Origin of the sequence: Bacillus sp. FJAT-27225 (assembly GCF_001685025.1) — a bacterium.
GTDB lineage: Bacteria > Bacillota > Bacilli > Bacillales > Cytobacillaceae > Bacillus_D.
The window spans coordinates 201,364-224,725 of sequence record NZ_MAYU01000021.1 but is presented as its reverse complement, the minus strand read 5'-3'; the positions used below and the strand labels follow the sequence as shown (position 1 = coordinate 224,725).

Below are 23,362 nucleotides of genomic sequence, written 5' to 3'. Positions count from 1 at the left end.
AGCAGGTGAAAAAAATGGACTATCAATACCCAATTGATTATACGTGGTCAACAGATGAAACAATAAAGGTCATCCAATTTTTTCAGGCAATCGAGGATGCCTATGAAAAAGGGATAGGCCGGGATGAACTGATGAATAGATACAGAAGCTTTAAAGAAGTCGTCCCTTCCAAAGCGGAAGAGAAGAAGCTTTGCGGCGAGTTTGAACAAATGAGCGGTTATTCCCCCTATAGGACAGTGACCAAGGCAAAAGAACAATCAGCCGCTGATCGGATCAAGATGAAGGATAAATAATTCACACCCTCCCTTATACCCAGTTAATTGGCATAGGATGATGCTGGCTGGACTGGATTGCACAAGGAAGTGCATGTACGAGGAAAGCTAATTCTATGATATAGGACCGAAAAAGGCCACTGAAATTTTCAGTGGCCTTTTTTCGCTGACAGAAATCATGGGCAGCTTATCCAACCAGCCATCAGTGGAAGTTCATCGCTATTTATGGCTTTATTTTTCAATAATAATTTGAAGGTTTATGACAATTTATATAGGGGTAATATTTGTCTAAATACATCATCAATTTCCTTAAGCAATTCAGATGGGCCCATTTTCGTAACCGTATCCCGATCGAAGTGACAGCCGCAGAGAATTTCAGCTTTCTTGATATCTTTCAACCGCTGGAATGAAGCTGCAAGCTCGTCCTTACTAAGGCTGCTATGCTTTGTAGCATCAGGTTTCGTATGATCCTGTGACCAAACGAAGTGCCCAGGGATTGATTGATGGATTTTAGAAAGGTTCTCCAAGAACGTTTCACCGATTGATTGTTTACCCTGGCATTCGTAAATGACAGCAAACCAGATAAACAAGTGGGTTTCCCACAGCCCTATCTGGAAATGCGGAACCATTTTATAGCCGCGGGGATTGGCAGCAAAAGCGACCCAGGTATCATTTGGAGGATTGATTGTCCTCCTGGCATGCTTCGCAACATGGGCATGAAGTTCCTCCCCGGAAGCGATGGAAAGAATCGGTGAGAAATGATTGCCCAGGTACTCAAGTTTTGGGCGGATGTTGGTTATAATAGCATCCATTCTGGGCTCAAGCCCATCAATAGTAAATACGTTGAAATCATCTTGTGTAAATCCGTTGAATCCCATATTAACCTCCCGCTTTCACAAGTTAAAATTATTTTAGCATATAGAGTGGAGTGGGGAAATTAAATACACTTTTATCCCGCTTTAACGGGCTATAAGACCCACCTCAAGGCTGGGGAATCGATGAAGCGTAGGTGGGGGATAACAGCCCGTAAAAGCCCGATTGGTTCAACTAACAATCAGCGGGGAATGAAGAACCCCCCACTGATTGAAGTTTCACTTTATAAGGCAAATGCACATTTTATTGCCGTTTTGCAAAATGGCTCATACTATGATAGTAAAAACTGAAAAGTCAGTAAATAGTAGAAAAGGAGTGCTCCACTTATGAAACAGTTAATTAATTCGACTAGAAAAAAAGCATATGATAAGGAACGTACTGCGGTTTTACGAATGGAAATGGATTATGAACTTGCGACATTGTTTGAAGCAATGAGCGAAAACAATGAAGAGATGAAGCGAAGCTGCAAGCTGCGTCTCGAGAAGATACGCCAGGAATTGCTTAGACTCAAGGCATTATAAGGGATGCTGAGAGGAAGAAGGAATGCATAAATATAAGCCGCCTGATTAGAACGAACTCCTAGCCCTGCTGGTGAGTTCGTTTATTATTTTTGATGGAAGGGAAGCCTAGAAGTTGAACGAGAACTACTTTTTGTATAATCTTAACAAGTATATGCGTTGATTTTAGTAATGGAGGTCTTTGAATGGATTGGGAGAAACTGTATGAAAGTGCTAAGGGCTGGGTATACGAAGCCGGGGATAGAATTCGGGCTTCGTTTGACAAGACGTTGAATATCCAAACAAAAGCGAACCCTAATGACCTTGTTACCCATATTGACAGGGAAACGGAACAATTCTTTATTGAAAAAATTAGGGCAGCCTACCCGGGCCACCGGATCCTGGGGGAGGAAGGCTTCGGAGATACTGTCACCGATTTAGATGGCATTGTCTGGATTATTGACCCAATCGACGGGACAATGAATTTTGTCCATCAGCAACGAAACTTTGCCATTTCAATTGGAATTTATGAAAATGGAGTAGGGAAAATTGGTCTGATTTACGACATTGTCCACGATGAGCTCTACCATGCCTTTTCTGGAAAAGGCGCGTATTTGAATGACAAACAGATTCCAAAAGTAGGACAAACCAACTTGAAAGAAGCGATTCTGGCTTTAAACATCACTTGGGTCATGGAAAATAAGATGATTGACCATAACATGATGATCCCGCTCGTAAGGGAGGCCAGAGGAGCTAGATCCTACGGCTCAGCAGCATTGGAGCTTATTTATGTTGCGACAGGCAGAGTCAATGCCTATCTTTCGCCAAGACTGGCACCTTGGGATATAGCAGGCGGTGCTGTGATTGTGGAGGAACTGGGCGGAAAGATTACAGACCTGCACGGGAATAAGATTGATTTCCTGAATAAGTCTTCAGTATTTGCTGCCGACCCTGCACTTCATCAGGAAATCCTTACTCAATACTTAAAAAATGGGAAGTTCTAATTGACATCGGCGCGAAAACCGCCGATGTTTTTATTTCGCCTGAAAACAAGCCGGCTTTTTTATAAAAAATGTTGTACTGCTGGTAACAAGAAAAAGCGTTTGTTTGAAAGTCTTTGAACGGGCAAAATAATGAAATATACTACCATTCAATAAAATGCTAGGTTTTTACACTTGTTATGGTATAATATGTGAGTTGTACATTCGAACATACAATGAACCGCTTATAGAAGGCAGGAGTGAATAAAGTGCAAACAAGAAATGATATTCGAAATATAGCAATTATTGCACACGTTGACCATGGGAAAACTACGCTGGTTGACCAGCTTTTAAAACAGTCGGGTATTTTCCGCTCAAACGAACATGTTGAAGAACGGGCGATGGATTCCGGTGACATTGAAAGAGAACGAGGTATTACGATTCTCGCTAAAAATACTGCAATTCAATATAAGGATACTAAAATTAATATCCTTGATACACCAGGACACGCGGACTTCGGCGGAGAAGTGGAACGGATCATGAAAATGGTCGATGGTGTCTTGCTTGTTGTCGATGCATATGAAGGAACGATGCCTCAGACAAGGTTCGTGTTGAAAAAAGCGTTGGAACAGAACCTTACTCCAATTGTGGTTGTGAATAAAATTGACCGTGATTTTGCCCGCCCTGCGGAAGTTATTGATGAAGTCATCGATTTGTTCATTGAACTTGATGCGAATGAAGATCAGCTGGAATTCCCGGTAATTTATGCTTCAGGCTTGAATGGAACAGCAAGTTTGGATCCTGACCCAGCAAAACAGGAAGACAACATGCAGGTTCTTTATGAATCAATTATCGAGCATATTCCTGCACCAGTTGATAATCACGAAGAGCCGCTCCAGTTTCAGGTTGCACTCCTTGATTATAACGACTATGTCGGCCGTATTGGGATCGGCCGTGTGTTCCGGGGGACGATGAAGGTAGGCCAGCAGGTTGCCCTCATAAAACTTGATGGGACAGTAAAACAATTCAGGGTAACGAAAATATTTGGTTTCTTTGGCTTGAAGCGCCAGGAAATTCAGGAAGCATATGCAGGGGACCTTATTGCCGTTTCCGGGATGGAAGACATCAATGTCGGTGAGACAGTTACACCGATTGAGCATCAGGAAGCTCTGCCTGTCCTTCATATTGATGAACCTACACTGCAAATGACGTTTGCCGTCAACAACAGCCCGTTTGCAGGACGTGAAGGTAAATTCATTACTTCCCGAAAAATTGAGGAACGACTTCGTGCCCAGCTGCAAACAGATGTAAGTCTCCGGGTTGAAAATACGGAGTCTCCAGATGCATGGGTTGTATCAGGACGCGGTGAATTGCACCTGTCGATTCTAATTGAGAATATGCGCCGTGAAGGGTTTGAACTTCAGGTATCCAAGCCTGAAGTCATCGTAAAAGAAATTGATGGTGTCCGCTGCGAGCCGATTGAGCGGGTTCAGATCGACGTCCCTGAAGAATATACAGGTGGAGTTATGGAATCGATTGGAACGCGTAAAGGTGAAATGGCTGATATGATTAATAGCGGCAACGGCCAGGTCCGCCTTATTTTCATGGTACCAGCCAGGGGATTGATTGGTTATACAACAGAATTCCTGACACTTACACGTGGTTACGGAATTATTAATCATACGTTCGATAGCTATCAGCCTATGGTTGCAGGCCAGGTAGGAGGAAGGCGCCAGGGCGTACTCGTTTCAATGGAGACTGGCAAAGCCACAACGTATGGGATTATGCAGGTTGAAGACAGGGGAACAATTTTCGTTGAGCCTGGTACAGAAATTTATGAGGGCATGATTGTTGGTGAACATACACGTGAAAATGATATCACTGTCAACATTACGAAAATCAAGCATGCTACTAACGTCCGGTCAGCAAACAAGGACCAAACCTCAACAATCAAAAAACCAAGGATCATGACTCTTGAGGAATCACTTGAATATTTGAACGAAGACGAGTATTGTGAAGTTACACCGGAATCAATCCGTCTTCGCAAAAAAATTCTCGATAAAAACGAACGTGAACGGGTTTCCAAAAAGAAAAAATACGCTGACATGAATCAGGAGTAGGGGGAGGAACGGCGGAAATGGAAGCATTGCTGGACGAACGGCTATCCTTTTTTGCGGCTCTATTCAATGTAGAAGAAAATGGGACTTGGCCGTTGTATTTGACAATTGTCGCCTTGTCCGCGATTGTGTACAAGCTTGGGTTTGCAAAGAAACTTCCTTTAATGAAACAGGCAGTCATTTATATCTTTCTTGCATTGGGAGGGACCATCCTGACTGCCTTGGGCATTTTCCTTCCGGTTGCTGAGGGGCTTGTTGTGGCGGCGCTTATCCTTATAATTTATAAGATTCGCCTCCATCAGGAGCGGAAAGAAAGCAATCAAGCTTGAAACAGGGGGGATAGCTGATGAAATCTGTCCAGGATACACTATACAATTGGCTCACGATTAAAGTTGTGTGTGATGCTCGTCCTGACGATACCGCTGCCTTGGAAACAAAGGAGATTTTTGACGAAATGCTTGTAGAAACTCATGGCATTTCAGAAATCAACATTGAAACAGATGAAGAGATGTATTATGTTCACTATGTCCGTGAAGGTGAAACGAAAAAGGCAAGATTCCCTCGGGAGTTGATAGAGGTCATGCTGAACCAGATCAACCTCGAGCCTGAAAAATTCGTTAACTATCCGAATAACTAATATTAAAAATGAAGGCCCCCTGATATAGTTTTATCAGAGGGCTTTTTTCTTAAAAATCATCTTTATCGGTTTTGGTCCGATAGAGCCGGAAGTTGCCGCTGGCAATCCTATCGTTTGTTCTTTCGGAAATCCTTTCATGGCAAGGTTTGCACATGTACGTATGGATTGGCCGATTGCGAAGCCGTTTTGCCTCGTGTGAATCATCCGGTATATTTTCTATTTTGTCGCATAAAACACATTTTACCTTCAAGTTGAACCCACCTAACTTACTTGGATATAGTAATACAAGTATACCACGGGCCACACTCTTTTATATAGCCCTGACAGATGATTCAGTTGAAGGGGACCGGGATAAATAGTAAGATATGGGTACGGCAAGTGCGTAAAGGAGAGATTGAAGCATGCCCAATCGAGTTGAACCGAAACTGATTGAACCGTTGTTCGGAGAATTGCAAAAAGAACGTTTCGTGACTCTTGCTACTATCGATCACGAGACTGGCGGCCCAAATGTAAGTGCGATTTCCTGGCTTTTGGCAAGGGATGATTCCACGATCTTTTTCGCAGTTGATAACCGTTCCAGGATAATCGAAAATATTAAAAAGAACAGCAAAGCGGCAATCAGTGTCATTGCAAATGAAACGACATATGCAATTCATGGAAATGCCGCAATAAGAATTAAAAAAATGGATGGCATTCCTTTAAAGCTTGCCCTCGTGGAACTGAAGATACGTGAGGTTCGCGATGTGATGTTTTATGGTTCCAAAATGATTAGGGAACCACAGTACGATAAAACGTATGATCCGGATGCAGCTGCCCAATTGGATTCACAAGTAATGGAAGCAATAAGAAAAGCTTAGCCGATCCCGGCTAAGCTTTTTCTTTGGGTTACGTCTAGCTCCGTAAGGAAGGCTTCAATAGCACATTGCATCGCACGAAGAAAAAGCAATTTTCGAGGAGTGCCTACTCGTTCGAAACCTACATCTCCTCCCTGCGATAAACCATCATCGAATCGCATGGCTCCTGTGCATCTGTCACGAAGGTGCTTGCGCTTTTGTTCTTATTTCTGAAAATTGGATTCTTCTTCCTGTTTCTTTTCAAGTGTTTTTCTTTCATTAGAATTCAATTGGTTCTTTGGCTCGTCAATCTCACCATCGGTCTCCGGCTGGGTGATTTTTCCGGGAGCTACAGGAACAATTCTCCCTGCTATATCGGCCAGCTCATACATAATTCCTTGAATGGGGCGGCCCGCATCAAGATCAGCGGATATTTCCCTCAGTCTCGCATTTATGTCCGGATCGGCTACAACAAGGGCCCGAGCGCCATCAGGGTCTTCCTTTAGCGCTTCGGAAACGGAGTATTTTATAATGCCAGCTTCTGACCTTTCGACACCAGCGTTTATGTCAATCCCGACAATGGCATAACGTCCAAGCACCACCGCATTGGCACCATTTACTTCCGGAACAGATGAAGCCAATTCCTCAAGGCGCCTTGCCGATTGTTGCCCTTTTTCTCTGTCAGGCCCGCTGGTTTCCGTCTGCTGAACCTTTACTTTGTGGTTATTGTTTTGTTCATGTCCGGAATCATTTGCAGCACATCCGGTAAAAAGGAATAGAAGTGATGTGACAGTCAAGAGTTTGTGCATGCCGTGCCTCCTTTACTAACATACCGCGGCAAGGTTTTTAATGCATCCGCGATGAGAGATATATTGAACAAAAGAATGTCCGTTGAATTTTAGCGCCTCGTGCCAAAGCCAAAAATGAGCATCTCACGGCGATGATTTTTAAGGCAGCTTTCTTTTTTGGCGCGTAAATCCAGAAAAAACTTAAGTTCAATCTATAGATTATTGTCCGGAAAACCGTCTATCTTTATTCCTGAAAACATATATTTTACCAAAAGTTGAATAGAGGACAGAGAAGCGGGAGGCATGTAGTTGAGTAAAATATATGTATTAGACACCAATGTGTTGTTGCAGGACCCGTATTCACTTTTTTCTTTTGAGGACAATGAAGTTGTCATTCCTGCAGTCGTGCTTGAGGAAGTTGATTCGAAAAAAAGATATATGGATGAAGTGGGCCGAAACGCCCGACAAGTATCGCGGCTTATAGACAGCCTTAGAGAAACTGGTAAGCTGCACGAGAAGATTCCATTGGAAAATGGCGGGAATTTGCGAATTGAATTAAATCACAGGTCATTTCATGAACTCCAGGAAATTTTTACGGAAAAAACGAACGATAACAGAATTCTGGCAGTAGCAAAGAATTTATTTTTGGAGGAACAGGCGAAGGAGAACGGCAAGACCGTCATTCTAGTAAGCAAGGATGCACTTGTACGGGTCAAAGCCGATGCAATTGGCGTAAATGCCGAGGACTTTTTAAATGATAGGGTGGTCGAAGCTGACCATTTATATGATGGATTTCAGGAAGTACATCTCCCGCCTGAACTTGTAAATGCATTTTACAAAAACGGGGAACTTCCCCTTCAAAAACTTGGCAGCCAACGTTTGTACCCTAATCAGTTTGTTATAATGAAAGACGCTTTGGGTGGTTCGGCATCGGCTCTGGGTCTAGTAGACAATTCTTCTAAGTTCGTCAAAAAACTTGCAGTTAAAAGTGAGCATGTCTGGGGGATCCACCCCAGGAACGTACAGCAAACCATGGCAATCGAGCTCTTGCTAAGAAAGGACTTGCCGCTTGTCACCTTAATCGGAAAAGCAGGAACTGGAAAAACACTGCTCGCGCTTGCTGCCGGACTGATGCAAATCGAGGATTTGAAGGATTTTAAAAAGCTGCTTGTTGCCCGGCCAATCGTCCCTCTAGGAAAAGATCTGGGTTTCCTTCCTGGCGAAAAACAGGAAAAACTGCGTCCGTGGATGCAGCCTATTTACGATAATCTTGAGTTTTTATTTAATACAAAAAAACCTGGGGAGCTGGATGCAATACTGGCCGGATTAGGCTCGATTGAAGTGGAGGGACTTACTTACATTAGGGGAAGAAGCCTTCCCGACCAATACATTATTATTGATGAAGCACAAAACCTGACAAAACATGAAGTGAAAACAATTCTGACGAGGGTGGGGGAAGGCAGTAAAATTGTTCTGATGGGTGATCCCGAGCAAATTGACCACCCGTACCTGGATGCTTATAATAACGGATTAACGTATGTAGTCGAAAAATTCAAAGACCAGCCGATTGCAGGACATGTAAAGCTTTTGAAGGGCGAGCGTTCTGGACTGGCAAGGCTGGCAGCCGATCTTTTGTAGACAAACGCCCGTCAAAGGAGGAAGAATGGATCTATAAGGAGGAAGGCAGCCAGATGGCTGCCTTCTGGTTAGATAATTTTAAATGCGGTCACATTTTTGATTGGGTTATCCCGATTGGAACCATCGCCTTTATAAATGTGGATTGGCCCGTCTTCCCTAAGTGGCTTTCCTTTATTGGAAAATCCAGCTATCAGGGTAGTTGCCTCCTCTAGCGGAAATGAATATTCTTTTCCATCAGCCAAGATGACAAGCGAATGGGCATCGGCATGGGGCTCAGCTGTTTTTAGGAAGGGGGCAAGCTCCATGCCGAATGTTCCTTCCAGGATTTCGGTTTTTTTTAGTTTTGCTGTTGGCTTTTCCGGAAGCTGTGCACCTTCGGTAATCTCTTTGTCCCATTGTCTGGAGACAGACTGTTTGTACTTCTCGGAAAGGTCTATTTTCTGTTGGTCCTGGCTGAAATATGTATCAAGGTTGACTTTCCGTTCGTCGAATATCCAGACACCCGGGTCTATGGTGATAGGAAATTTAACTTTTCCAGTAACTTGTATGATTCCCGACATAATTATTCCTCCATCCTCTATCAAATTTGAGTATAACTTGTTTGTCATAAAAAGTCATAAAGAATAGCTTAGTAAGGATTAGCCCCGAAATCCTGATTCTTCTTGCAATTTTGGTCCAAGGACGGTAAAATTTAAAGATAGTTGGTAATTGCTCGGAACGGGGGGATCAATGTTGGCTTCCGAAATGATCATTAATCATCAGGAAAAAGCGCATGCCTTATTGCAGGCGGACGCTGATAAAATACTAAAATTAATAAAAGTTCAAATGGATAACTTAACGATGCCCCAGTGCCCTCTTTATGAAGAGGTATTGGACACGCAGATGTTTGGCCTATCCAGGGAAATAGATTTTGCAATCAGGCTTGGCCTTATAGACGAAAGGGATGGCAAAGCCATTCTTGAAAAGCTGGAACGGGAGCTTTCGGCCCTGCATGAAGCATCGTTAAGAAAATAATCCATCGACCCAAACAAATATGTTTGGGTTTTATTTATGAGCGATGAATTTTTCTTTGGCAGGAAAATGATTCTGAATTCCGGAGAACTGCTGGTGGAATTCACCAACAAAGTTACATTTTCATTTCAATTAAAGGAAATCGTATTTTCTTTCCCTAAAACAGATCTTTTTCATTTATAATAGACCTATTCATAAGAAACTTGGGAAGGGTAACGATGAAAAATAAACTTAAATCATATGATTATACGTTAATCCTGGCAATCATTGTACTTTCCATTTTTGGGCTGGTAATGGTCTACAGTGCCAGTATGGCAGCCGCGCTCAATCGCTATGGATACGAACATGACTTCTTCTATCAAAAACAAAAAATGGCTTTACTAGGATCAGCTGTCATATTTTTTGTGTTTGCATATGTTTTTCCGTACAGGCTTTTGAAAAAAACAGCATGGCTTATTTTGATTGTGCTGGCTTCGTTCGGTGCGCTGGGTGCCGTTCTCGTTATGGGCTCGGTAAAAGGGAATGCGCAAAGTTGGTTTGACCTGGGTCTTTTTAGTATTCAGCCAGCGGAATTTGCAAAGGTTAGCGTAATCATCTATCTATCGGCTGTTTATGCCAAGAAACAAAGCTACATAAACAATTTTAACAAAGGCGTTGTCCCGCCGCTTGCATACTTGATCATCATCTGCGGCTTGATTATCTTCCAGCCTGATTTTGGAACAGCTGCAATTATCATGGCAATTGCCATTTTTATTATTTTTTCCTCGGGAATGAATCTTAAAAATATAATGAAGCTCGTGGTGATTGGCGCTGCGGTTATAACGATTGTTGCGCTTGGTGCCCATGATTGGATTTTCTCCGAGGAACGGCTTAGCCGGCTATCCGTACTGGAGGACCCGTTTAGGGATGTAAGGGATGAAGGATTTCATTTATCCAATTCCTTGATTGCCATTGGATCAGGGGGAATCACCGGGCTTGGTTTGGGACAAGGCATACAGAAACTAGGATATCTTCCGGAATCCCACACCGACTTTATCATTTCGGTTATAGCAGAGGAATTGGGGCTGTTAGGCGTTACCTTCGTTGTTCTCTGTCTATGCTTCATTGTCCTTAAAGGGTATCGAATTGCAATGAAATGCCGTGACCCCTTCGGCAGTCTGCTGGCTATCGGAATTTCGAGCATGATAGGCATACAGTCAATTATCAACCTTGCAGGCGTATCGGGGATTATTCCTCTTACAGGGGTTCCGCTGCCCTTTGTCAGCTATGGAGGATCATCTATTATGCAATTGGCAATGTCGGCAGGGATATTAGTGAATGTATCCATGTATACGAAACTTGAAACGAATTCAAAAAAGGGAACGGCAAAGCCTGTCCCGGAAAAAAGTCCAGTTCAGTCAAAGTTTTACCGCACCAAGACAGGACGTTCCCTATAAAAAAGAAAGCCTCGCAGCCAATTGATTTTGGCTGTGAGGCTTTCTTGTATTAAAGTTCAAGTTCGCTGTTTGGTTGAGTGATTTGGATTGCTTCTTTACTAAACATCTGGTTTCGTTTGCTTCTGTAAACGAGAAGTAGGAAATAGCTAAAGACGCCAAACAGGCAAGTAATAAAGAACGCATGTGACAGGGCAATATACAAGTTCAGTCTAGTGAAAATAACCAATGCGCCTGCAGCTACCTGAAGAACCACGAGAACGAGGCATATAATCCAGCCCCAATATAAAACGCGATCCCGTTTATAATGCTTAATGACAAGCCAGGTGATATAAGCAACCCAGATAAGGATCAGGCCGGCTGCAGCCCTGTGGCCCATCTGGACCCACTCGTACAGATTGTCGGGAAGTGAAAACACACCGTTCGAACAGAGGGGCCAGTCAGGACAAACCAAGCTTGCATTCAAATGCCGGACCAGGGCGCCTGTATAAATAACGATATAACTGTAACTTGTTACACCGATAATATGTAAAGACATTCTTTTATCAATGATTAATTTTTCAGCTTCAAACTTTTTATCGATTTCAAAAATCAACAAAGTAAGGAGAAAGACAGCGGCAAATGATATTAGCGATATGCCAAAATGGAGCGCCAATACAAAATCGGATTGCCCCCAGACGACGGCTGCTGCGCCGATTAACCCTTGAATAACAAGGAAAGCAAAGGATAGGGAAGATAGGAATTTCGTTTCCCTTATATGGCCGATTACCCTCCAGGTCCAAATTGATAGGATCAGGACCATTAAACCTACAACACCTGATACCACACGATGAGCAAGTTCAATTACCAATTCAGGGGTTATGTCTGCCGGGACCAGTTCACCGTTGCAAAGTGGCCATGAACTCCCACAACCCATGCCCGAGTCTGTTTTGGTTACCAATGCTCCACCAAGCAGTACAAAGATCATTCCAATCGTAGTTGCAACCGAAAACCACTTCAGAGAACGCTTCAAAACTTTCACCTTCTTAAAATAGTTCAATAATTTGTCATAAAATCATACAGTAAGTATAATAAGTGGGTATGTACCCCCTAATACATAATAGCGGAGTAAACAGAAAAAGAACAGAATAAATGTCGATAAGACTACATACATCCTCCGAAAAGCCTATTTCTTATCTTGTTAATGCATAACAGTTGAATGACAAGCGGCATATTCCTTATAGTTGATTAAAGAGTGAATTTTCTTTCAATAATTTCGACTCAAAGACTATCATTATCTTGAAATATAAACAACGAGTAAATAGTTGAAATTCCATTTCTTTCAAAATTATAACTCTTAACCGGAAATTCTGCACCAATGTGCTTAAGTATAGCTCCTTCAATTTTATATGTTTTTATTATGGTTCAAAAATAAAAGAAGTTGGATGATGCGATGACTATATAAAAAATAGTTATATTAAATTCGAAAAAAGTTCACAAAAAAGCATGTAAGTGTGATTTAATATACAGAGAAAGCGCCCTTATTTTATTTCGAGGATTCATTTAATCCTCATTTATAGTAAGAAATGAACGATATGCCAATAATGTTGGCTTGGCCGCCATTATTCGGCAAGAAGAAGGAGGAACAAGAATGTCTAATTCGAAGGCTTACAGTGAAAACACTGGAGCCATCCGCCTTGAGAAATCTACAGCTTTTAGAGACTTCCTGGCACTCATTAAAATCGGAATTGTCAATTCAAATATGATAACAACGTTTACAGGTTTATGGCTTGCACTGCATTTCTCGCAAATGTCGTTCCTGGAAAACCTTGATATAGTCTTTTTTACTCTTGCCGGATCTGCACTAATCATTGCCGGATCCTGCGCAATCAATAATTATTATGACCGCGATATTGACCCATATATGGAGCGGACCAAGAGCAGGCCAACTGTAATCGGAACCATTCAGCCGTCAAAAGTATTATGGCTGGGAATCGGTCTCATTGCTCTCGGTACGCTATCGCTGATGCTTACTACATTCACTGCTGTAATTATCGGAATCGTAGGGGTATTCAGCTATGTTGTCTTATACACAATGTGGTCAAAGCGCCTATATGTCTCCAATACAATTGTCGGAAGTGTTTCCGGAGCTGTTCCGCCGTTAATCGGATGGGCAGCCATTGATGGCAATTTGGATCCTATCGCTTGGGCGCTGTTCGCCCTTATGTTTATCTGGCAACCACCGCATTTTTATGCGCTTGCGATGAGAAGGGTGGAGGAGTACAGAGCTGCTGGCATTCCAATGCTGCCTGTTGTAAAAGGATTAAAAACGACCAAGCATCATATCGTCCTTTGGGTAGCCGCGCTGATTCCGATTCCACTTTTCTTGACTTCCCTTGGAATCCCATTTCTAGTACTAGCTACCTTGCTAAATCTTGGCTGGCTGGCGTTAGGGATTTATGGATATAAAATGAAAAATGATATCAAATGGGCGAAGCTAATGTTTTTGTACTCGCTGCAATACCTGACGATTCTCTTTACTGCGATGGTTATTGTAACACTGATTTAGCTTCGCGCTACGGGGCATCTCCCTGCTGCGGGGGAGTTGCCCCGGTAAGTAAACTTTTTTACGGAAGAGGGGTTTGATTAAATTATGAAAAGGTTTGCAAAGTGGCGCTTGGCTGCAATGATGTCATTGTTGGCGCTAGTACTTTCCGGCTGTGGGAAACCATTTCTATCCACGCTTCAGCCAGCCGGGGAAGTTGCGGAAATGCAATACGGACTTATGAAGCTCAGTACTGGAATCATGGTTGGGGTAGTACTGATTGTTACGTTGATTTTCGTTATTGTTATGTTTAGATTCCGCCGCAAAAGTGACGATGAGATTCCAAAGCAAGTTGAGGGGAACCACACGCTTGAAATCATCTGGACTGTCATTCCGATTCTTTTGCTTCTAGTCCTGGCTGTACCAACAGTTGCAGCAACGTTTAAGCTTGCCGATGTTTCGGAAGCAGAAAAGAAAAATTCGGATGCCCTTGTCATTAATGTACGGGCAAGTCTGTATTGGTGGGAATTCGAATATCCAAACGAGAAGATCGTCACCAGCCAGGAACTTGTTGTTCCTACTGATGAAAAGGTTTACTTTAACCTGAAGGCTTCCGATGTTAAGCACTCGTTCTGGATTCCGGCCGTGGGAGGAAAGATGGATACCAACACGGACACACTCAACAAATTCTGGCTTGAATTTGACGGGGAAAAAGCAGAGGAAGTCGGAAACATCTTTTATGGGAAATGTGCCGAATTGTGCGGACCGTCCCACGCTTTGATGGATTTCAAAGTAAAGGCAGTTCCGCGTGATGAATTCGATAGTTGGGTCACCGCAATGCAGGATGTTGAAGAAGCAGTTGCTCCAACTACTGCTGACGCACAGGCTGGACAGGAAGTCTTTAATCAAAGCTGCATCACCTGCCATGCTGTTACACCAGCAAACACGACTCCAGAAGCAGCAAGGCAAGGTCCGAATCTGACTAACTTCGGGGACCGTGACTATATTGCCGGGATTCTTAAACATGATGAGGAAAACCTTGAAAATTGGATTAGAGAACCTGATAAGTATAAACCGGGCACACTCATGCCAGGGTTTGATAAAGGTCAATTGTCTGACGAACAGTTAGATCAGCTGTCGGCTTATTTGATGGGGTTGAAAATCCAGGAATAACCGGGGAATGGTGGAAAGGGAGGTAAAACTGTGAGTACCTACGCTCAAAAAAGGGGTTTCGGGGCAGTCTTGTGGGACTACTTAACGACTGTCGACCATAAAAAAATTGCAATTCTTTATCTTGTAGCTGGCGGATTCTTCTTTATTCTTGGCGGACTGGAAGCGATGTTTATCCGTATTCAGTTGGCAAAACCGAATAATGACTTCGTCAGTGCGGGAACCTTTAATGAACTTTTAACCATGCACGGTACAACGATGATATTCCTTGCAGCAATGCCATTGCTGTTTGCCTTTATGAATGCTGTTGTACCTTTGCAAATTGGAGCGCGTGACGTTGCGTTTCCATTCTTGAACTCACTGGGATTTTGGCTGTTCTTCTTTGGCGGGGTGTTCCTGAACCTTTCTTGGTTCATGGGCGGCGCTCCTGATGCAGGCTGGACTTCCTATGCGTCCCTGGCATTATACAGTGATGGACATGGGATTGATTTTTATGTCCTAGGATTACAGATATCCGGTTTAGGAACATTGATAGCCGGGATCAATTTTCTTGTAACAATTATCAATATGCGTGCGCCGGGCATGACCTATATGCGTATGCCATTGTTTACATGGACTACATTTGTAGCATCAGCACTTATTCTATTTGCGTTCCCTCCATTAACAGTCGGCTTGACACTCATGATGTTCGACCGTCTGTTCGACGCTAACTTTTTTGTTGTCGAAAACGGCGGTAACACTGTTATCTGGGAACACTTATTCTGGATTTTCGGCCACCCAGAAGTATACATTCTGATACTTCCGGCATTTGGTATTTTCTCTGAAATTTTTGCGATTTTCTCCAGGAAGCGCCTTTTCGGATATTCGTCGCTAGTATTCGCAACCATCCTGATTGGCTTCCTTGGTTTCATGGTTTGGGCTCACCATATGTTCACAACAGGCCTTGGCCCAATCGCAAACTCAATCTTTGCTGTAGCAACAATGGCAATTGCCGTTCCTACGGGTATTAAAATCTTTAACTGGCTCCTTACGATGTGGGGAGGAAGCATTAAATTTACAACACCTATGTTATATGCTGTTGCATTTATCCCAAGTTTTACTGCAGGTGGGGTAACTGGGATCATGCTTGCGTCTGCAGCACAGGACTACCAGTTCCATGATACGTATTTCGTTGTCGCTCATTTCCACTATGTTATTGTTGGCGGAGTCGTATTAGCCCTTTTGGCTGCTACCCATCTATGGTGGCCTAAAATTTTCGGAACGATGTTGAATGAATTGCTGGGCAAAGTAACATTCTGGCTGTTTTTAATCGGCTTCCATCTGACATTCTTCATCCAGCATTTGCTTGGCCTTTGGGGTATGCCGCGCAGGATCTTTACATTCTTGCCTGGACAGGGACTGGATGCAGGGAACTTTGTCAGTACAATTGGAGCCTTCTTAATGGCTGCCGGTGTAATCGTGCTTCTTGCAAACATCATTATCACACAAGTCAAAAATGTTAAGGTTGGAGCGGATCCATGGGAAGATGGAAGGACGCTTGAATGGGCTGTCGCTTCACCGCCGCCTTTTTATAACTTTAAGCAGACACCGCTTGTTCGTGGACTTGATGCATTATGGCTGGAAAAAACACAGGGTAAAAAAGGCATGATGCCTGCTGAACCGATCGGCGACATCCATATGCCGAATTCATCCTTTGTCCCATTTGTCATCTCTCTTGGTTTGTTCATTGCTGCATTCGGGGCAATGTATCAATCCGGTAATGATCCGAAAGCATGGGGTATCCCTGTTCTCGTAATTGGGCTTCTTATTACCTTTGGATCCATGCTGTTCCGTTCCGTCAAGGATGATCATGGATTCCATATTCATAAAGAAGATCTTATTGAAGAGGATGATAGGGGGGTTAAGGCATAATGCAAGCTGAAGAAAAAATGACATATGAAACATGGCCTGCTTCGCCTGAAAAAGCTACCCTTGAAGGAAAGAATAAATTTTTGGGCTTCTGGCTGTTCCTTGGCGGCGAAACTGTTTTGTTTGCGTCCCTATTTGCAACATATCTTGCCTTAAAGGATAAAGTACCTGATGACACCCATAAACTCGCGGCGGATATTTTCGACCTGCCGCTCACATTCGTGGCGACGATGCTCCTTTTAACCAGCTCGTTGACAAGTGTTTATGCAATGTATCATATGAAGAACTTTGATCATAAAAAAATGATGCTCTGGCTCGGAATTACGGTTGCTCTGGGATTTGCCTTCCTTGCACTGGAAATTTATGAATTCCAGCATTATGTTCATGAATATGGACATACATTCTCGAGCTCTGCATTCAGCTCTGCATTCTATTCATTAGTAGGTTTCCATGGAGCTCACGTAATATTCGGGTTATGCTGGATTTTGTCGCTCATGATCAGAAATGCTAAGAGAGGCCTTAACCTATACAACGCACCTAAATTCTATGTTGCCAGCCTCTATTGGCACTTTATTGACGTAGTATGGGTATTCATCTTTACAGTAGTATATTTAATGGGAATGGTGGGATAAACTGATGGCAAATCAAAATGTTAACTCAGGGAACCCCAAAATTGACTTAAAATATCGGAAAAAGAAAAGCAAGGAAGAAATGCGCTACCAAATCATCTCGTTCTCGATGATGCTGTTCCTTACCTTCATTGCATTTGGCGCGGTAGGCGTTGGGTTCTCTACCTGGTTTACAGTGCCGCTAATCGTGTTGCTGGCGGTAATCCAGGTAATCTTTCAGTTGTACTATTTCATGCATATGAGCCACAAAGGCCATGCGCTTCCATCTCTATTCCTATATGGCGGCTTATTGATTGGCCTGCTGACCATACTCGCAATGGTAACCATCGTCTGGTGGTAACAAGAAAAGCGGAAGCACCGTGGGCAGCCCCGACAAGCGCTGGAGGGCCTGAGGGGAAAGTTGCACTTTGACTTTCACTGAAGGACCGAAGCGATCTCGAGGGGCTCGGTGCTGCAGCTAGACAAAGAAAAGCGGAAGCGGCCGTGGTTAGCCCTGATAAGGCCGTATGGCATGTGGGATGCCAGTGACCTGGCTGAACAGAACACTAAAACCAATACAACATAGAAAATCGGCGCAAGCCGATTTTCTTTTTAACAAAAGACAAGACCTTTGCCAGCGAATTTAAGCCGGTTTATAATATAGGGAGAAAGAAAAGCGAAGGTGCCTTGTCCAGGGGCGACAAGCGCTCCTCGAAAAAGCTAACGCTTTTTCTTCGTGCGAGGTAATGCTTCCGAAGCTTACTCTTGTGGGGGGCCTGAAGGGGAAGTTGTTCTTTGACTTCCTCTAAGGACCGAAGCGACCTCGAGCCTCTAGGCACCGGAGCTAGACAATAAGAAAAGCGAAGGTGGCCGTTGTAGCTGGCCAATCGAATTAACCCGAGGTGATTACGGTGCTAAGTTTAAAGATATTTGGAACTCAAGCGCTTTGGAGCCCGTACTTTTTACTATCCATTTTGGCAGTCATAGCAGTTTATTTTTTAATAACAGTAAAATACAGAGAAAAGATTAAGGGGAGCGAACCTTTAAGGGCTCGCCAGGCAGGATTCTTTCTTACTGCAATGGTTTTATTGTACGCAATTAAGGGCTCGCCGCTCGACTTGCTTGGCCATATAACGTTTTATGCCCATATGATTCAAATGGCTACCCTATACCTGGTTGTACCGCCTCTGTTTATCCTGGGGATTCCTGAATGGCTTTGGAGAGCTGTAATAAGCCTGCCTATCATCAGAAATGTATTTCCTATTTTGGTTAAGCCACTCATTGCGATTATAGTGTTTAATGGCATGTTTTCCTTTTATCATATACCGCTCATATTTGATGCGGTAAAGCTATCCATATGGATGCATGCAGGTATAACATCGTTAATCTTTTTGTTTGCAACATTCATGTGGTGGCCAATTGTAACTGAACTAAAAGAATACCAAACCCTATCCGGCTTAAGGAAAATTGGGTACATTTTTGCTAACGGCATTCTTATCACTCCTGCGTGCGCGCTGATTATCTTTTCGAATGAGCCCCTTTATGCTACCTTCTCTGATCCTCGGGCCTGGGCGAAAGCACTGGAATTGTGTGTTTCACCGACCATGCTTGCAGGGCTTGATCTGAGCGGGCCGCAAATGTTCAGCTCCATGACGCTGGAGGAAGACCAGCGGCTCGGTGGTGTAATTATGAAAATCATTCAGGAAATTGTATATAGTTTTGCACTAGCAAGAGTGTTTTTTAAATGGTATAAGGATGAACACACTGGTATCGACCCTGAACCAGAACCATTCCCGGCAGAATAAGGTCCCATACGGGGCCTTTTTCTATTACGAAAGCTTGTTTTTCCGAGTTCATCGGTTTTATTAAGTAGGGGCCTTCAAGCCGTACGGTTACTTTTTCAAGCTAATCATTGAAAAAGTAAGGAGGCTCGTCTAAAATTATAGTAGTAAATAAGATTGTGAGGATCAATACATATGGAGCATTCCCTACCTATTTTACCAACGATCAGTACTATTTTCATTGTCATTAGTGCAATCCTCGTCGCCATTGGCTGGTATCAAATTTCAAAAAGAAGAATTGAAGCCCATAAAAAGACGATGTTCTTTGCAGGTGTTTCCGCGTTAATTTTCTTCATTATTTATGCTTCCAGGACAATTTTTATTGGCAATACATCATTTGGCGGACCGGATGATGTTAAAATCTACTATACGATATTCCTGATTTTTCACATCACCCTGGCTACGACCGGTGCAGTCCTTGGGATTATCAACTTTTACACAGGTTTTAAGAACCAACTCGCCACCCATAGGAAGCTTGGCCCTATTACCAGCATTGTCTGGTTTGTAACTGCAATAACAGGTGTTGCAGTCTACCTGCTTTTATATGTGTTTTATTCTGGTGGTGAAACAACTTCAGTTATTAAGGCAATACTTGGAACATAAAAAAGACGGGCTACTCTATAAACGAGTTGCCCGTCTTTTTAATATGATCAGAAATATATCTTCTTCTTTGAGAACGGTCTAGCTCCCTAAGGAAAGCTTCCCAGAATGGTTATCGGAGGGCCTGGCATTGTCTGTGCCTATCATGAAGGCCTTGCACTTTACTCATAATTTGAAATTAAATTTGAATATCCCAGCTTCCCTTGCTGCGCTGATACAAATTACGAGAATGGGGCCAAAAATAATCCCAATCAAACCAACTAGCTTAAATCCTATGTACATGGATGCCAGCGTGGCGAGTGGAGATAACTTCAGATAGCTGCCAAGCATTCTTGGCTCTAGATAATATCGGATTGCCAAAAGTATAACAGTGAGAAAGGCGAGCTTAAACGAGATTTCCATATTCCCGGCCAGAGCATAAAATAGTAACCATGGAACTAGGAGGAGCATAGAACCTACAACTGGTATAAAATCAAAAGCCCAAATTAGAAAGGCACCTATGAGCGCAGCCTCAGGATAATAAAGATATAAATATAACAAAGAAACAGCAAAGATAATGACACTTACCAGTATCTGCCCCTTCAAAAAACCAGTGATAACATAAAATAGCCTGGCCGACATAACGTTTGCCTTCTCGGCAGTTTTTGCTGTCAGATGTGCATATGCAGCCTTCTTCAAAGCAGGAATTTCTAGCATGAAGAGAAACAACGCGATGAGATAAACGAGAAACCCAATAAAAAATTTTGGTATTTGGGTAACGAGTGCTCTAACTTTTTCAATATTCATATATTCGAGTAAAACATTAATAACTGCATAAAGAGAATTTTCAATGCGCTGTATGATTTGTTGTACGAGTTGTTCCGGCAAATCTTGCATTGCCCTAACCAAGTTCCATTTTGTTTCAACCCAAAGCCTTGATATTTTATTTACATACCCAGGAACTTCATTCGCCATCGAGATCACTTGAGCCGCAAGCTTTGTCGTAATAAAATAACCGCCAAGGGCTGTTAAGGAGAGAAACAATAAAAATACGAGAAGTACTGATAATTGCCGGTTCAGTTTCAGTCGTGAGCCTGTGAACCGGACTGCCGGCTCAAGCAGCAGTGCTGTCAGGAGAGCAAGGATGATCGGGGCACCAGCAGGCACCAGGAAATAGGCGGCAACAGCTGTTAATAGAACTCCAATTATCCAAATAACTCTCTTTTTTGAAAAGAATCCAGCCATGGCAATGCCCCTTTGAATCTAATAGAATAATTTAATTATAGCCATAGGAATAAATAAAAAGGAAGGCATTTTATATGCCTTCCAAAGATAAAGTGAAACTTCATTCTGTGGGGGCTTCCCATCCCACTGATTTTTAGCTGAACGAATCTGGCATTAAGGCCAGATGCCTCTAAAAGAGGCTTACTGTCCTAAAGGCAGAATATAGTTATAAAGCAAAGGCTTCGATCTCTTCCTTAACCTGGTCTAAAAGGTTCTTGCATTGGTTAACAAGTGATGCAGGAAAGTTTTCACCCTCACCATACTCGACACCATGAGGGTAATAATGCTTGCCAAGAAGAGGATGCAGGAGTTGGATGACTGCCTGATGGGAGCCAACATCGCCTTCGACTGCATACCCGCGAAGCCTCAGATAGTAAATGTCATCTTTAATTTGAAATTTTTTGTCGTATGTAACCCTTTCATAATCCCACTGGCCTTCACGGACAAGGCCGTGTTCAAGCATAATCTCATCAAGCCTGTTCAAGTCAGCTTTCAAATTTTCAATCCCCGTGTTTTCAAACTTCATTGTTGATATCCCCCTTTGGAACATTTGCCATTGCATTCTGACATTCAATTCATTTTTATAATAGTTTAAAAAGTTTTATTATGCAATGAATTGATGTGGATTTGCGCATTAGCGGGAATAAAACTGGGGGTATTGCAAAAAATAGACTTATGATTCCTGAAAAAACACGGTGAATTTCGACGGGAGGAAAAAAAATTGGAAACAGTCCGTGATATTATGACCAGCAATGTTGAAACCTGTTCTCTTCTCGATAATATGTACGAAGTGGCACTTAAGATGAAGGAATTGAATGTGGGAGCAATCCCTATTGTTGACCAGGGAAGGCTGGTAGGGATGATTACCGACCGGGATATAGTCATTAGAGGAACAGCTGAAAAGCACCCTGGTTCAACAAAGGTAGAAGATATAATGAGCAAGGAGCTTGTGACTGTTTCTCCTGATACAACAACTGAGGAGGCCTCAAGGATGATGGCTGACAATCAGGTCAGGAGACTTCCGGTCGTAGAAAATGGAAAGCTCGTAGGAATTGTATCTCTTGGTGATTTTGCCGTCAGGGACATGACAGACAATCAGGCAAAGCGGGCTCTCTCTGATATTTCCGAATCAAATTATAACGGGGTACAACATTAATGGCGGCGTCTTAACGGCGCCTTTTAATTTTTTGTTATAATTGCTAAGTGCTCTATTTTTTGAAAAGTGTCAAATGATATAATTAAAGAGGAAAAAACATATAGATGATATAGAAAGAGAGGGGGGAGGGGTCTGAAGTCTTTAGGGAGAATTCTTTTTTTTGTGGCCATTTTTTTGGCTGTTGGCTTTTATGTAAACCATGATGAGACCCCGGAAAAGGACACCCTCATTAGAGAGGAGCCAGTTCCGGAACCGGCTGGCCAATCGAAGCTGGAAAAACGGACAGGCTACGAAATACCGCCACGCCCGCAAGAGGGTTTGTCAACCTTGATTGGAAAGCCATTAAAAGAAGTGGAAAAGATTTTAGGAAAACCGAACCGAATTGATAAATCAAGCTATGATTATGACTGGCATGTCTATAATGAAGAATTGGATAAGTATGTACAGGTCGGTATACAAAATGATAAAGTTGTGACTATTTATGCCATTGGCCCGGAAACCGATATAAATCCTTTTGCAATAGGCCAGCCTCTTGAAGAGATTTTTGCTGCTTTTGCTATTCAGACGGATATTGTCATCGATTATGAAGGGAACTCCTATCGGCTTGAATTAACTGATACCGATGTCAACACCCGTCCGCTTATTCAGTTTGGTGATATTTATGCCCAGCTTTACATTGATAAATTTACAAGCAGTCTTTCCAGTGTCCGGTTTCTAAATGCTGAGACACTGATTAAACATAGGCCTTATGAAATTGCGTATCGAGGGAAGCTGCTAGAAGCGAAACCACTTACTGATATGGATTGGCAGAAGGTTGAGGCAGGAAGTGAACAGCAAATATTTGACCTGACAAATGTGATCAGGCAGCGGCACGAACTTGAACCGCTCCAATGGGATGAGCGAACAGCACAGGTAGCTTACAGCCACAGTCTTGATATGTATGAAACAAATACATTTTCTCATGAATCTGAAAAATACGGTAAGCTTACGGATAGGTTAAAGAGGGCTTTGGTTGTCTACCAGACCGCTGGAGAAAATATAGCTGCAAATTATACAGATGGACCTTCAGCAGTTGAAGGCTGGCTCAACTCAAAGGGACATAGGGAAGCACTGCTTGACGAAGATTTTACCCATCTTGGTGTGGGGGTATACAAAAAATACTATACCCAAAACTTCATTCAGACATGGGTCGAATGAAGAGAGGATGGCATTG

General features: G+C 42.8%; 27 protein-coding genes. 20 read left to right on the top strand and 7 right to left on the bottom strand.

Annotation, left to right across the window (positions count from 1 at the left end; all coding sequences use genetic code 11):
• The first annotated feature begins 14 nt into the window (after window positions 1–14).
• The gene (locus tag A8F94_RS13225; protein ID WP_066201123.1) at window positions 15–293 is read left to right on the top strand and encodes a UPF0223 family protein; all 279 of its coding nucleotides are present in this window, start codon (window positions 15–17) and stop codon (window positions 291–293) included.
• Window positions 294–529: 236 nt separating this feature from the next.
• Here the strand turns inward: A8F94_RS13225 and A8F94_RS13220 are convergent, their stop codons facing one another.
• The gene (locus A8F94_RS13220; RefSeq protein WP_066201120.1) at window positions 530–1,150 is read right to left on the bottom strand and encodes a YktB family protein; all 621 of its coding nucleotides are present in this window, start codon (window positions 1,148–1,150) and stop codon (window positions 530–532) included.
• A gap of 120 nt (window positions 1,151–1,270) precedes the next feature.
• Here A8F94_RS13220 and A8F94_RS25745 point away from each other — a divergent pair, with 120 nt between their 5' ends.
• From A8F94_RS25745 to A8F94_RS13195, 6 genes are all read left to right on the top strand, one after another.
• On the top strand, window positions 1,271–1,435 hold the full coding sequence (locus tag A8F94_RS25745; RefSeq protein ID WP_175384414.1) for a hypothetical protein: 165 nt from the start codon (window positions 1,271–1,273) through the stop codon (window positions 1,433–1,435).
• Between the two features lie 36 nt (window positions 1,436–1,471).
• A complete protein-coding gene (locus A8F94_RS13215) occupies window positions 1,472–1,666 on the top strand; it encodes a hypothetical protein (protein ID WP_066201117.1) in 195 nt (64 codons plus the stop codon).
• 182 nt (window positions 1,667–1,848) lie between these two features.
• Window positions 1,849–2,646 carry an inositol monophosphatase family protein gene (locus tag A8F94_RS13210; protein WP_066201114.1) on the top strand — a complete coding sequence of 266 codons (798 nt, stop codon included), beginning with the start codon at window positions 1,849–1,851 and terminating at the stop codon, window positions 2,644–2,646.
• 245 nt (window positions 2,647–2,891) lie between these two features.
• Window positions 2,892–4,742: a translational GTPase TypA gene (gene typA / locus A8F94_RS13205; RefSeq protein ID WP_066201112.1), complete on the top strand. Its 1,851-nt coding sequence runs from the start codon at window positions 2,892–2,894 to the stop codon at window positions 4,740–4,742.
• Between the two features lie 17 nt (window positions 4,743–4,759).
• Window positions 4,760–5,068: a YlaH-like family protein gene (locus tag A8F94_RS13200; protein WP_175384413.1), complete on the top strand. Its 309-nt coding sequence runs from the start codon at window positions 4,760–4,762 to the stop codon at window positions 5,066–5,068.
• 17 nt (window positions 5,069–5,085) lie between these two features.
• Window positions 5,086–5,376 (top strand): hypothetical protein, encoded by a 291-nt coding sequence (locus tag A8F94_RS13195; RefSeq protein WP_066201110.1) that lies wholly within the window; start codon window positions 5,086–5,088, stop codon window positions 5,374–5,376.
• Between the two features lie 49 nt (window positions 5,377–5,425).
• Here A8F94_RS13195 and A8F94_RS13190 read toward each other — a convergent pair whose 3' ends face one another.
• Window positions 5,426–5,626, bottom strand: a complete 201-nt coding sequence (locus tag A8F94_RS13190; protein WP_066201107.1) for a YlaI family protein — start codon at window positions 5,624–5,626, stop codon at window positions 5,426–5,428.
• A 151-nt stretch (window positions 5,627–5,777) separates the two neighbouring features.
• Here A8F94_RS13190 and A8F94_RS13185 point away from each other — a divergent pair, with 151 nt between their 5' ends.
• Window positions 5,778–6,233 carry a pyridoxamine 5'-phosphate oxidase family protein gene (locus tag A8F94_RS13185; RefSeq protein ID WP_066201103.1) on the top strand — a complete coding sequence of 152 codons (456 nt, stop codon included), beginning with the start codon at window positions 5,778–5,780 and terminating at the stop codon, window positions 6,231–6,233.
• 200 nt (window positions 6,234–6,433) lie between these two features.
• On the opposite strand, the gene A8F94_RS13180 is transcribed toward A8F94_RS13185, so the two are convergent.
• A complete protein-coding gene (locus A8F94_RS13180) occupies window positions 6,434–7,018 on the bottom strand; it encodes a YhcN/YlaJ family sporulation lipoprotein (protein ID WP_066201100.1) in 585 nt (194 codons plus the stop codon).
• Window positions 7,019–7,306: 288 nt separating this feature from the next.
• Between A8F94_RS13180 and A8F94_RS13175 the strand changes: the two genes are divergently transcribed.
• The gene (locus A8F94_RS13175; protein ID WP_066201097.1) at window positions 7,307–8,635 is read left to right on the top strand and encodes a PhoH family protein; all 1,329 of its coding nucleotides are present in this window, start codon (window positions 7,307–7,309) and stop codon (window positions 8,633–8,635) included.
• Window positions 8,636–8,703: 68 nt separating this feature from the next.
• Here A8F94_RS13175 and A8F94_RS13170 read toward each other — a convergent pair whose 3' ends face one another.
• Entirely contained in the window at window positions 8,704–9,195 is a 492-nt protein-coding gene (locus tag A8F94_RS13170; RefSeq protein ID WP_066201094.1) for a hypothetical protein, read from the bottom strand.
• Between the two features lie 172 nt (window positions 9,196–9,367).
• Here A8F94_RS13170 and A8F94_RS13165 point away from each other — a divergent pair, with 172 nt between their 5' ends.
• Both A8F94_RS13165 and A8F94_RS13160 read left to right on the top strand, forming a co-directional pair.
• The gene (locus A8F94_RS13165; RefSeq protein WP_066201087.1) at window positions 9,368–9,649 is read left to right on the top strand and encodes a YlaN family protein; all 282 of its coding nucleotides are present in this window, start codon (window positions 9,368–9,370) and stop codon (window positions 9,647–9,649) included.
• A gap of 215 nt (window positions 9,650–9,864) precedes the next feature.
• Entirely contained in the window at window positions 9,865–11,082 is a 1,218-nt protein-coding gene (locus tag A8F94_RS13160; RefSeq protein ID WP_066201085.1) for an FtsW/RodA/SpoVE family cell cycle protein, read from the top strand.
• Between the two features lie 49 nt (window positions 11,083–11,131).
• Here A8F94_RS13160 and A8F94_RS13155 read toward each other — a convergent pair whose 3' ends face one another.
• Complete coding sequence (locus tag A8F94_RS13155; protein WP_066201083.1) at window positions 11,132–12,091, bottom strand: COX15/CtaA family protein; 960 nt, start codon at window positions 12,089–12,091, stop codon at window positions 11,132–11,134.
• A gap of 618 nt (window positions 12,092–12,709) precedes the next feature.
• Here A8F94_RS13155 and cyoE point away from each other — a divergent pair.
• The 7 genes from cyoE to A8F94_RS13120 all read left to right on the top strand — a co-directional run bounded on the left by cyoE (window position 12,710) and on the right by A8F94_RS13120 (window position 19,733).
• On the top strand, window positions 12,710–13,627 hold the full coding sequence (cyoE, locus tag A8F94_RS13150; RefSeq protein ID WP_066201080.1) for a heme o synthase: 918 nt from the start codon (window positions 12,710–12,712) through the stop codon (window positions 13,625–13,627).
• An 84-nt stretch (window positions 13,628–13,711) separates the two neighbouring features.
• The gene (gene coxB, locus A8F94_RS13145) at window positions 13,712–14,776 is read left to right on the top strand and encodes a cytochrome c oxidase subunit II (RefSeq protein WP_066201077.1); all 1,065 of its coding nucleotides are present in this window, start codon (window positions 13,712–13,714) and stop codon (window positions 14,774–14,776) included.
• A gap of 30 nt (window positions 14,777–14,806) precedes the next feature.
• Entirely contained in the window at window positions 14,807–16,684 is a 1,878-nt protein-coding gene (gene ctaD, locus A8F94_RS13140; RefSeq protein ID WP_066201074.1) for a cytochrome c oxidase subunit I, read from the top strand.
• Window positions 16,684–17,313, top strand: coding sequence for a cytochrome c oxidase subunit 3 (locus tag A8F94_RS13135; RefSeq protein ID WP_066201071.1), 630 nt, complete (start codon window positions 16,684–16,686; stop codon window positions 17,311–17,313). Before ctaD ends, A8F94_RS13135 begins: the two co-directional genes overlap by 1 nt.
• A gap of 4 nt (window positions 17,314–17,317) precedes the next feature.
• Window positions 17,318–17,650 carry a cytochrome c oxidase subunit IVB gene (gene ctaF, locus A8F94_RS13130; protein WP_066201069.1) on the top strand — a complete coding sequence of 111 codons (333 nt, stop codon included), beginning with the start codon at window positions 17,318–17,320 and terminating at the stop codon, window positions 17,648–17,650.
• Between the two features lie 550 nt (window positions 17,651–18,200).
• Complete coding sequence (gene ctaG / locus A8F94_RS13125; RefSeq protein ID WP_066201065.1) at window positions 18,201–19,094, top strand: cytochrome c oxidase assembly factor CtaG; 894 nt, start codon at window positions 18,201–18,203, stop codon at window positions 19,092–19,094.
• Between the two features lie 171 nt (window positions 19,095–19,265).
• Window positions 19,266–19,733 (top strand): DUF420 domain-containing protein, encoded by a 468-nt coding sequence (locus A8F94_RS13120; protein ID WP_066201062.1) that lies wholly within the window; start codon window positions 19,266–19,268, stop codon window positions 19,731–19,733.
• 162 nt (window positions 19,734–19,895) lie between these two features.
• Here A8F94_RS13120 and ytvI read toward each other — a convergent pair whose 3' ends face one another.
• Window positions 19,896–20,954 carry a sporulation integral membrane protein YtvI gene (gene ytvI, locus A8F94_RS13115; RefSeq protein WP_066201059.1) on the bottom strand — a complete coding sequence of 353 codons (1,059 nt, stop codon included), beginning with the start codon at window positions 20,952–20,954 and terminating at the stop codon, window positions 19,896–19,898.
• Window positions 20,955–21,159: 205 nt separating this feature from the next.
• Entirely contained in the window at window positions 21,160–21,519 is a 360-nt protein-coding gene (locus A8F94_RS13110) for a YugN family protein (protein WP_066201056.1), read from the bottom strand.
• Between the two features lie 195 nt (window positions 21,520–21,714).
• On the opposite strand from A8F94_RS13110, the gene A8F94_RS13105 reads away from it, so the two are divergent.
• Together A8F94_RS13105 and A8F94_RS13100 are read left to right on the top strand one after the other, a co-directional pair.
• The gene (locus A8F94_RS13105; RefSeq protein WP_066201053.1) at window positions 21,715–22,149 is read left to right on the top strand and encodes a CBS domain-containing protein; all 435 of its coding nucleotides are present in this window, start codon (window positions 21,715–21,717) and stop codon (window positions 22,147–22,149) included.
• Window positions 22,150–22,281: 132 nt separating this feature from the next.
• Window positions 22,282–23,346: a CAP domain-containing protein gene (locus A8F94_RS13100; RefSeq protein WP_066201050.1), complete on the top strand. Its 1,065-nt coding sequence runs from the start codon at window positions 22,282–22,284 to the stop codon at window positions 23,344–23,346.
• Window positions 23,347–23,362: the final 16 nt, after the last annotated feature.

What these genes read in the sequence shown, in the direction of transcription:
- A8F94_RS13185 (WP_066201103.1), top strand. Translation starts at nt 5,778, where the DNA reads ATGCCCAATCGAGTTGAACCGAAACTGATTGAACCGTTGTTCGGAGAA.
- A8F94_RS13225 (WP_066201123.1), top strand. Translation starts at nt 15, where the DNA reads ATGGACTATCAATACCCAATTGATTATACGTGGTCAACAGATGAAACA.
- ytvI (WP_066201059.1), bottom strand. Translation starts at nt 20,954, where the DNA reads ATGGCTGGATTCTTTTCAAAAAAGAGAGTTATTTGGATAATTGGAGTT.
- A8F94_RS13195 (WP_066201110.1), top strand. Translation starts at nt 5,086, where the DNA reads ATGAAATCTGTCCAGGATACACTATACAATTGGCTCACGATTAAAGTT.
- A8F94_RS13120 (WP_066201062.1), top strand. Translation starts at nt 19,266, where the DNA reads ATGGAGCATTCCCTACCTATTTTACCAACGATCAGTACTATTTTCATT.
- A8F94_RS13170 (WP_066201094.1), bottom strand. Translation starts at nt 9,195, where the DNA reads ATGTCGGGAATCATACAAGTTACTGGAAAAGTTAAATTTCCTATCACC.
- A8F94_RS25745 (WP_175384414.1), top strand. Translation starts at nt 1,271, where the DNA reads ATGAAGCGTAGGTGGGGGATAACAGCCCGTAAAAGCCCGATTGGTTCA.
- A8F94_RS13180 (WP_066201100.1), bottom strand. Translation starts at nt 7,018, where the DNA reads ATGCACAAACTCTTGACTGTCACATCACTTCTATTCCTTTTTACCGGA.
- cyoE (WP_066201080.1), top strand. Translation starts at nt 12,710, where the DNA reads ATGTCTAATTCGAAGGCTTACAGTGAAAACACTGGAGCCATCCGCCTT.
- A8F94_RS13160 (WP_066201085.1), top strand. Translation starts at nt 9,865, where the DNA reads ATGAAAAATAAACTTAAATCATATGATTATACGTTAATCCTGGCAATC.
- A8F94_RS13110 (WP_066201056.1), bottom strand. Translation starts at nt 21,519, where the DNA reads ATGAAGTTTGAAAACACGGGGATTGAAAATTTGAAAGCTGACTTGAAC.
- ctaF (WP_066201069.1), top strand. Translation starts at nt 17,318, where the DNA reads ATGGCAAATCAAAATGTTAACTCAGGGAACCCCAAAATTGACTTAAAA.
- A8F94_RS13135 (WP_066201071.1), top strand. Translation starts at nt 16,684, where the DNA reads ATGCAAGCTGAAGAAAAAATGACATATGAAACATGGCCTGCTTCGCCT.
- A8F94_RS13200 (WP_175384413.1), top strand. Translation starts at nt 4,760, where the DNA reads ATGGAAGCATTGCTGGACGAACGGCTATCCTTTTTTGCGGCTCTATTC.
- A8F94_RS13215 (WP_066201117.1), top strand. Translation starts at nt 1,472, where the DNA reads ATGAAACAGTTAATTAATTCGACTAGAAAAAAAGCATATGATAAGGAA.
- A8F94_RS13210 (WP_066201114.1), top strand. Translation starts at nt 1,849, where the DNA reads ATGGATTGGGAGAAACTGTATGAAAGTGCTAAGGGCTGGGTATACGAA.
- A8F94_RS13220 (WP_066201120.1), bottom strand. Translation starts at nt 1,150, where the DNA reads ATGGGATTCAACGGATTTACACAAGATGATTTCAACGTATTTACTATT.
- coxB (WP_066201077.1), top strand. Translation starts at nt 13,712, where the DNA reads ATGAAAAGGTTTGCAAAGTGGCGCTTGGCTGCAATGATGTCATTGTTG.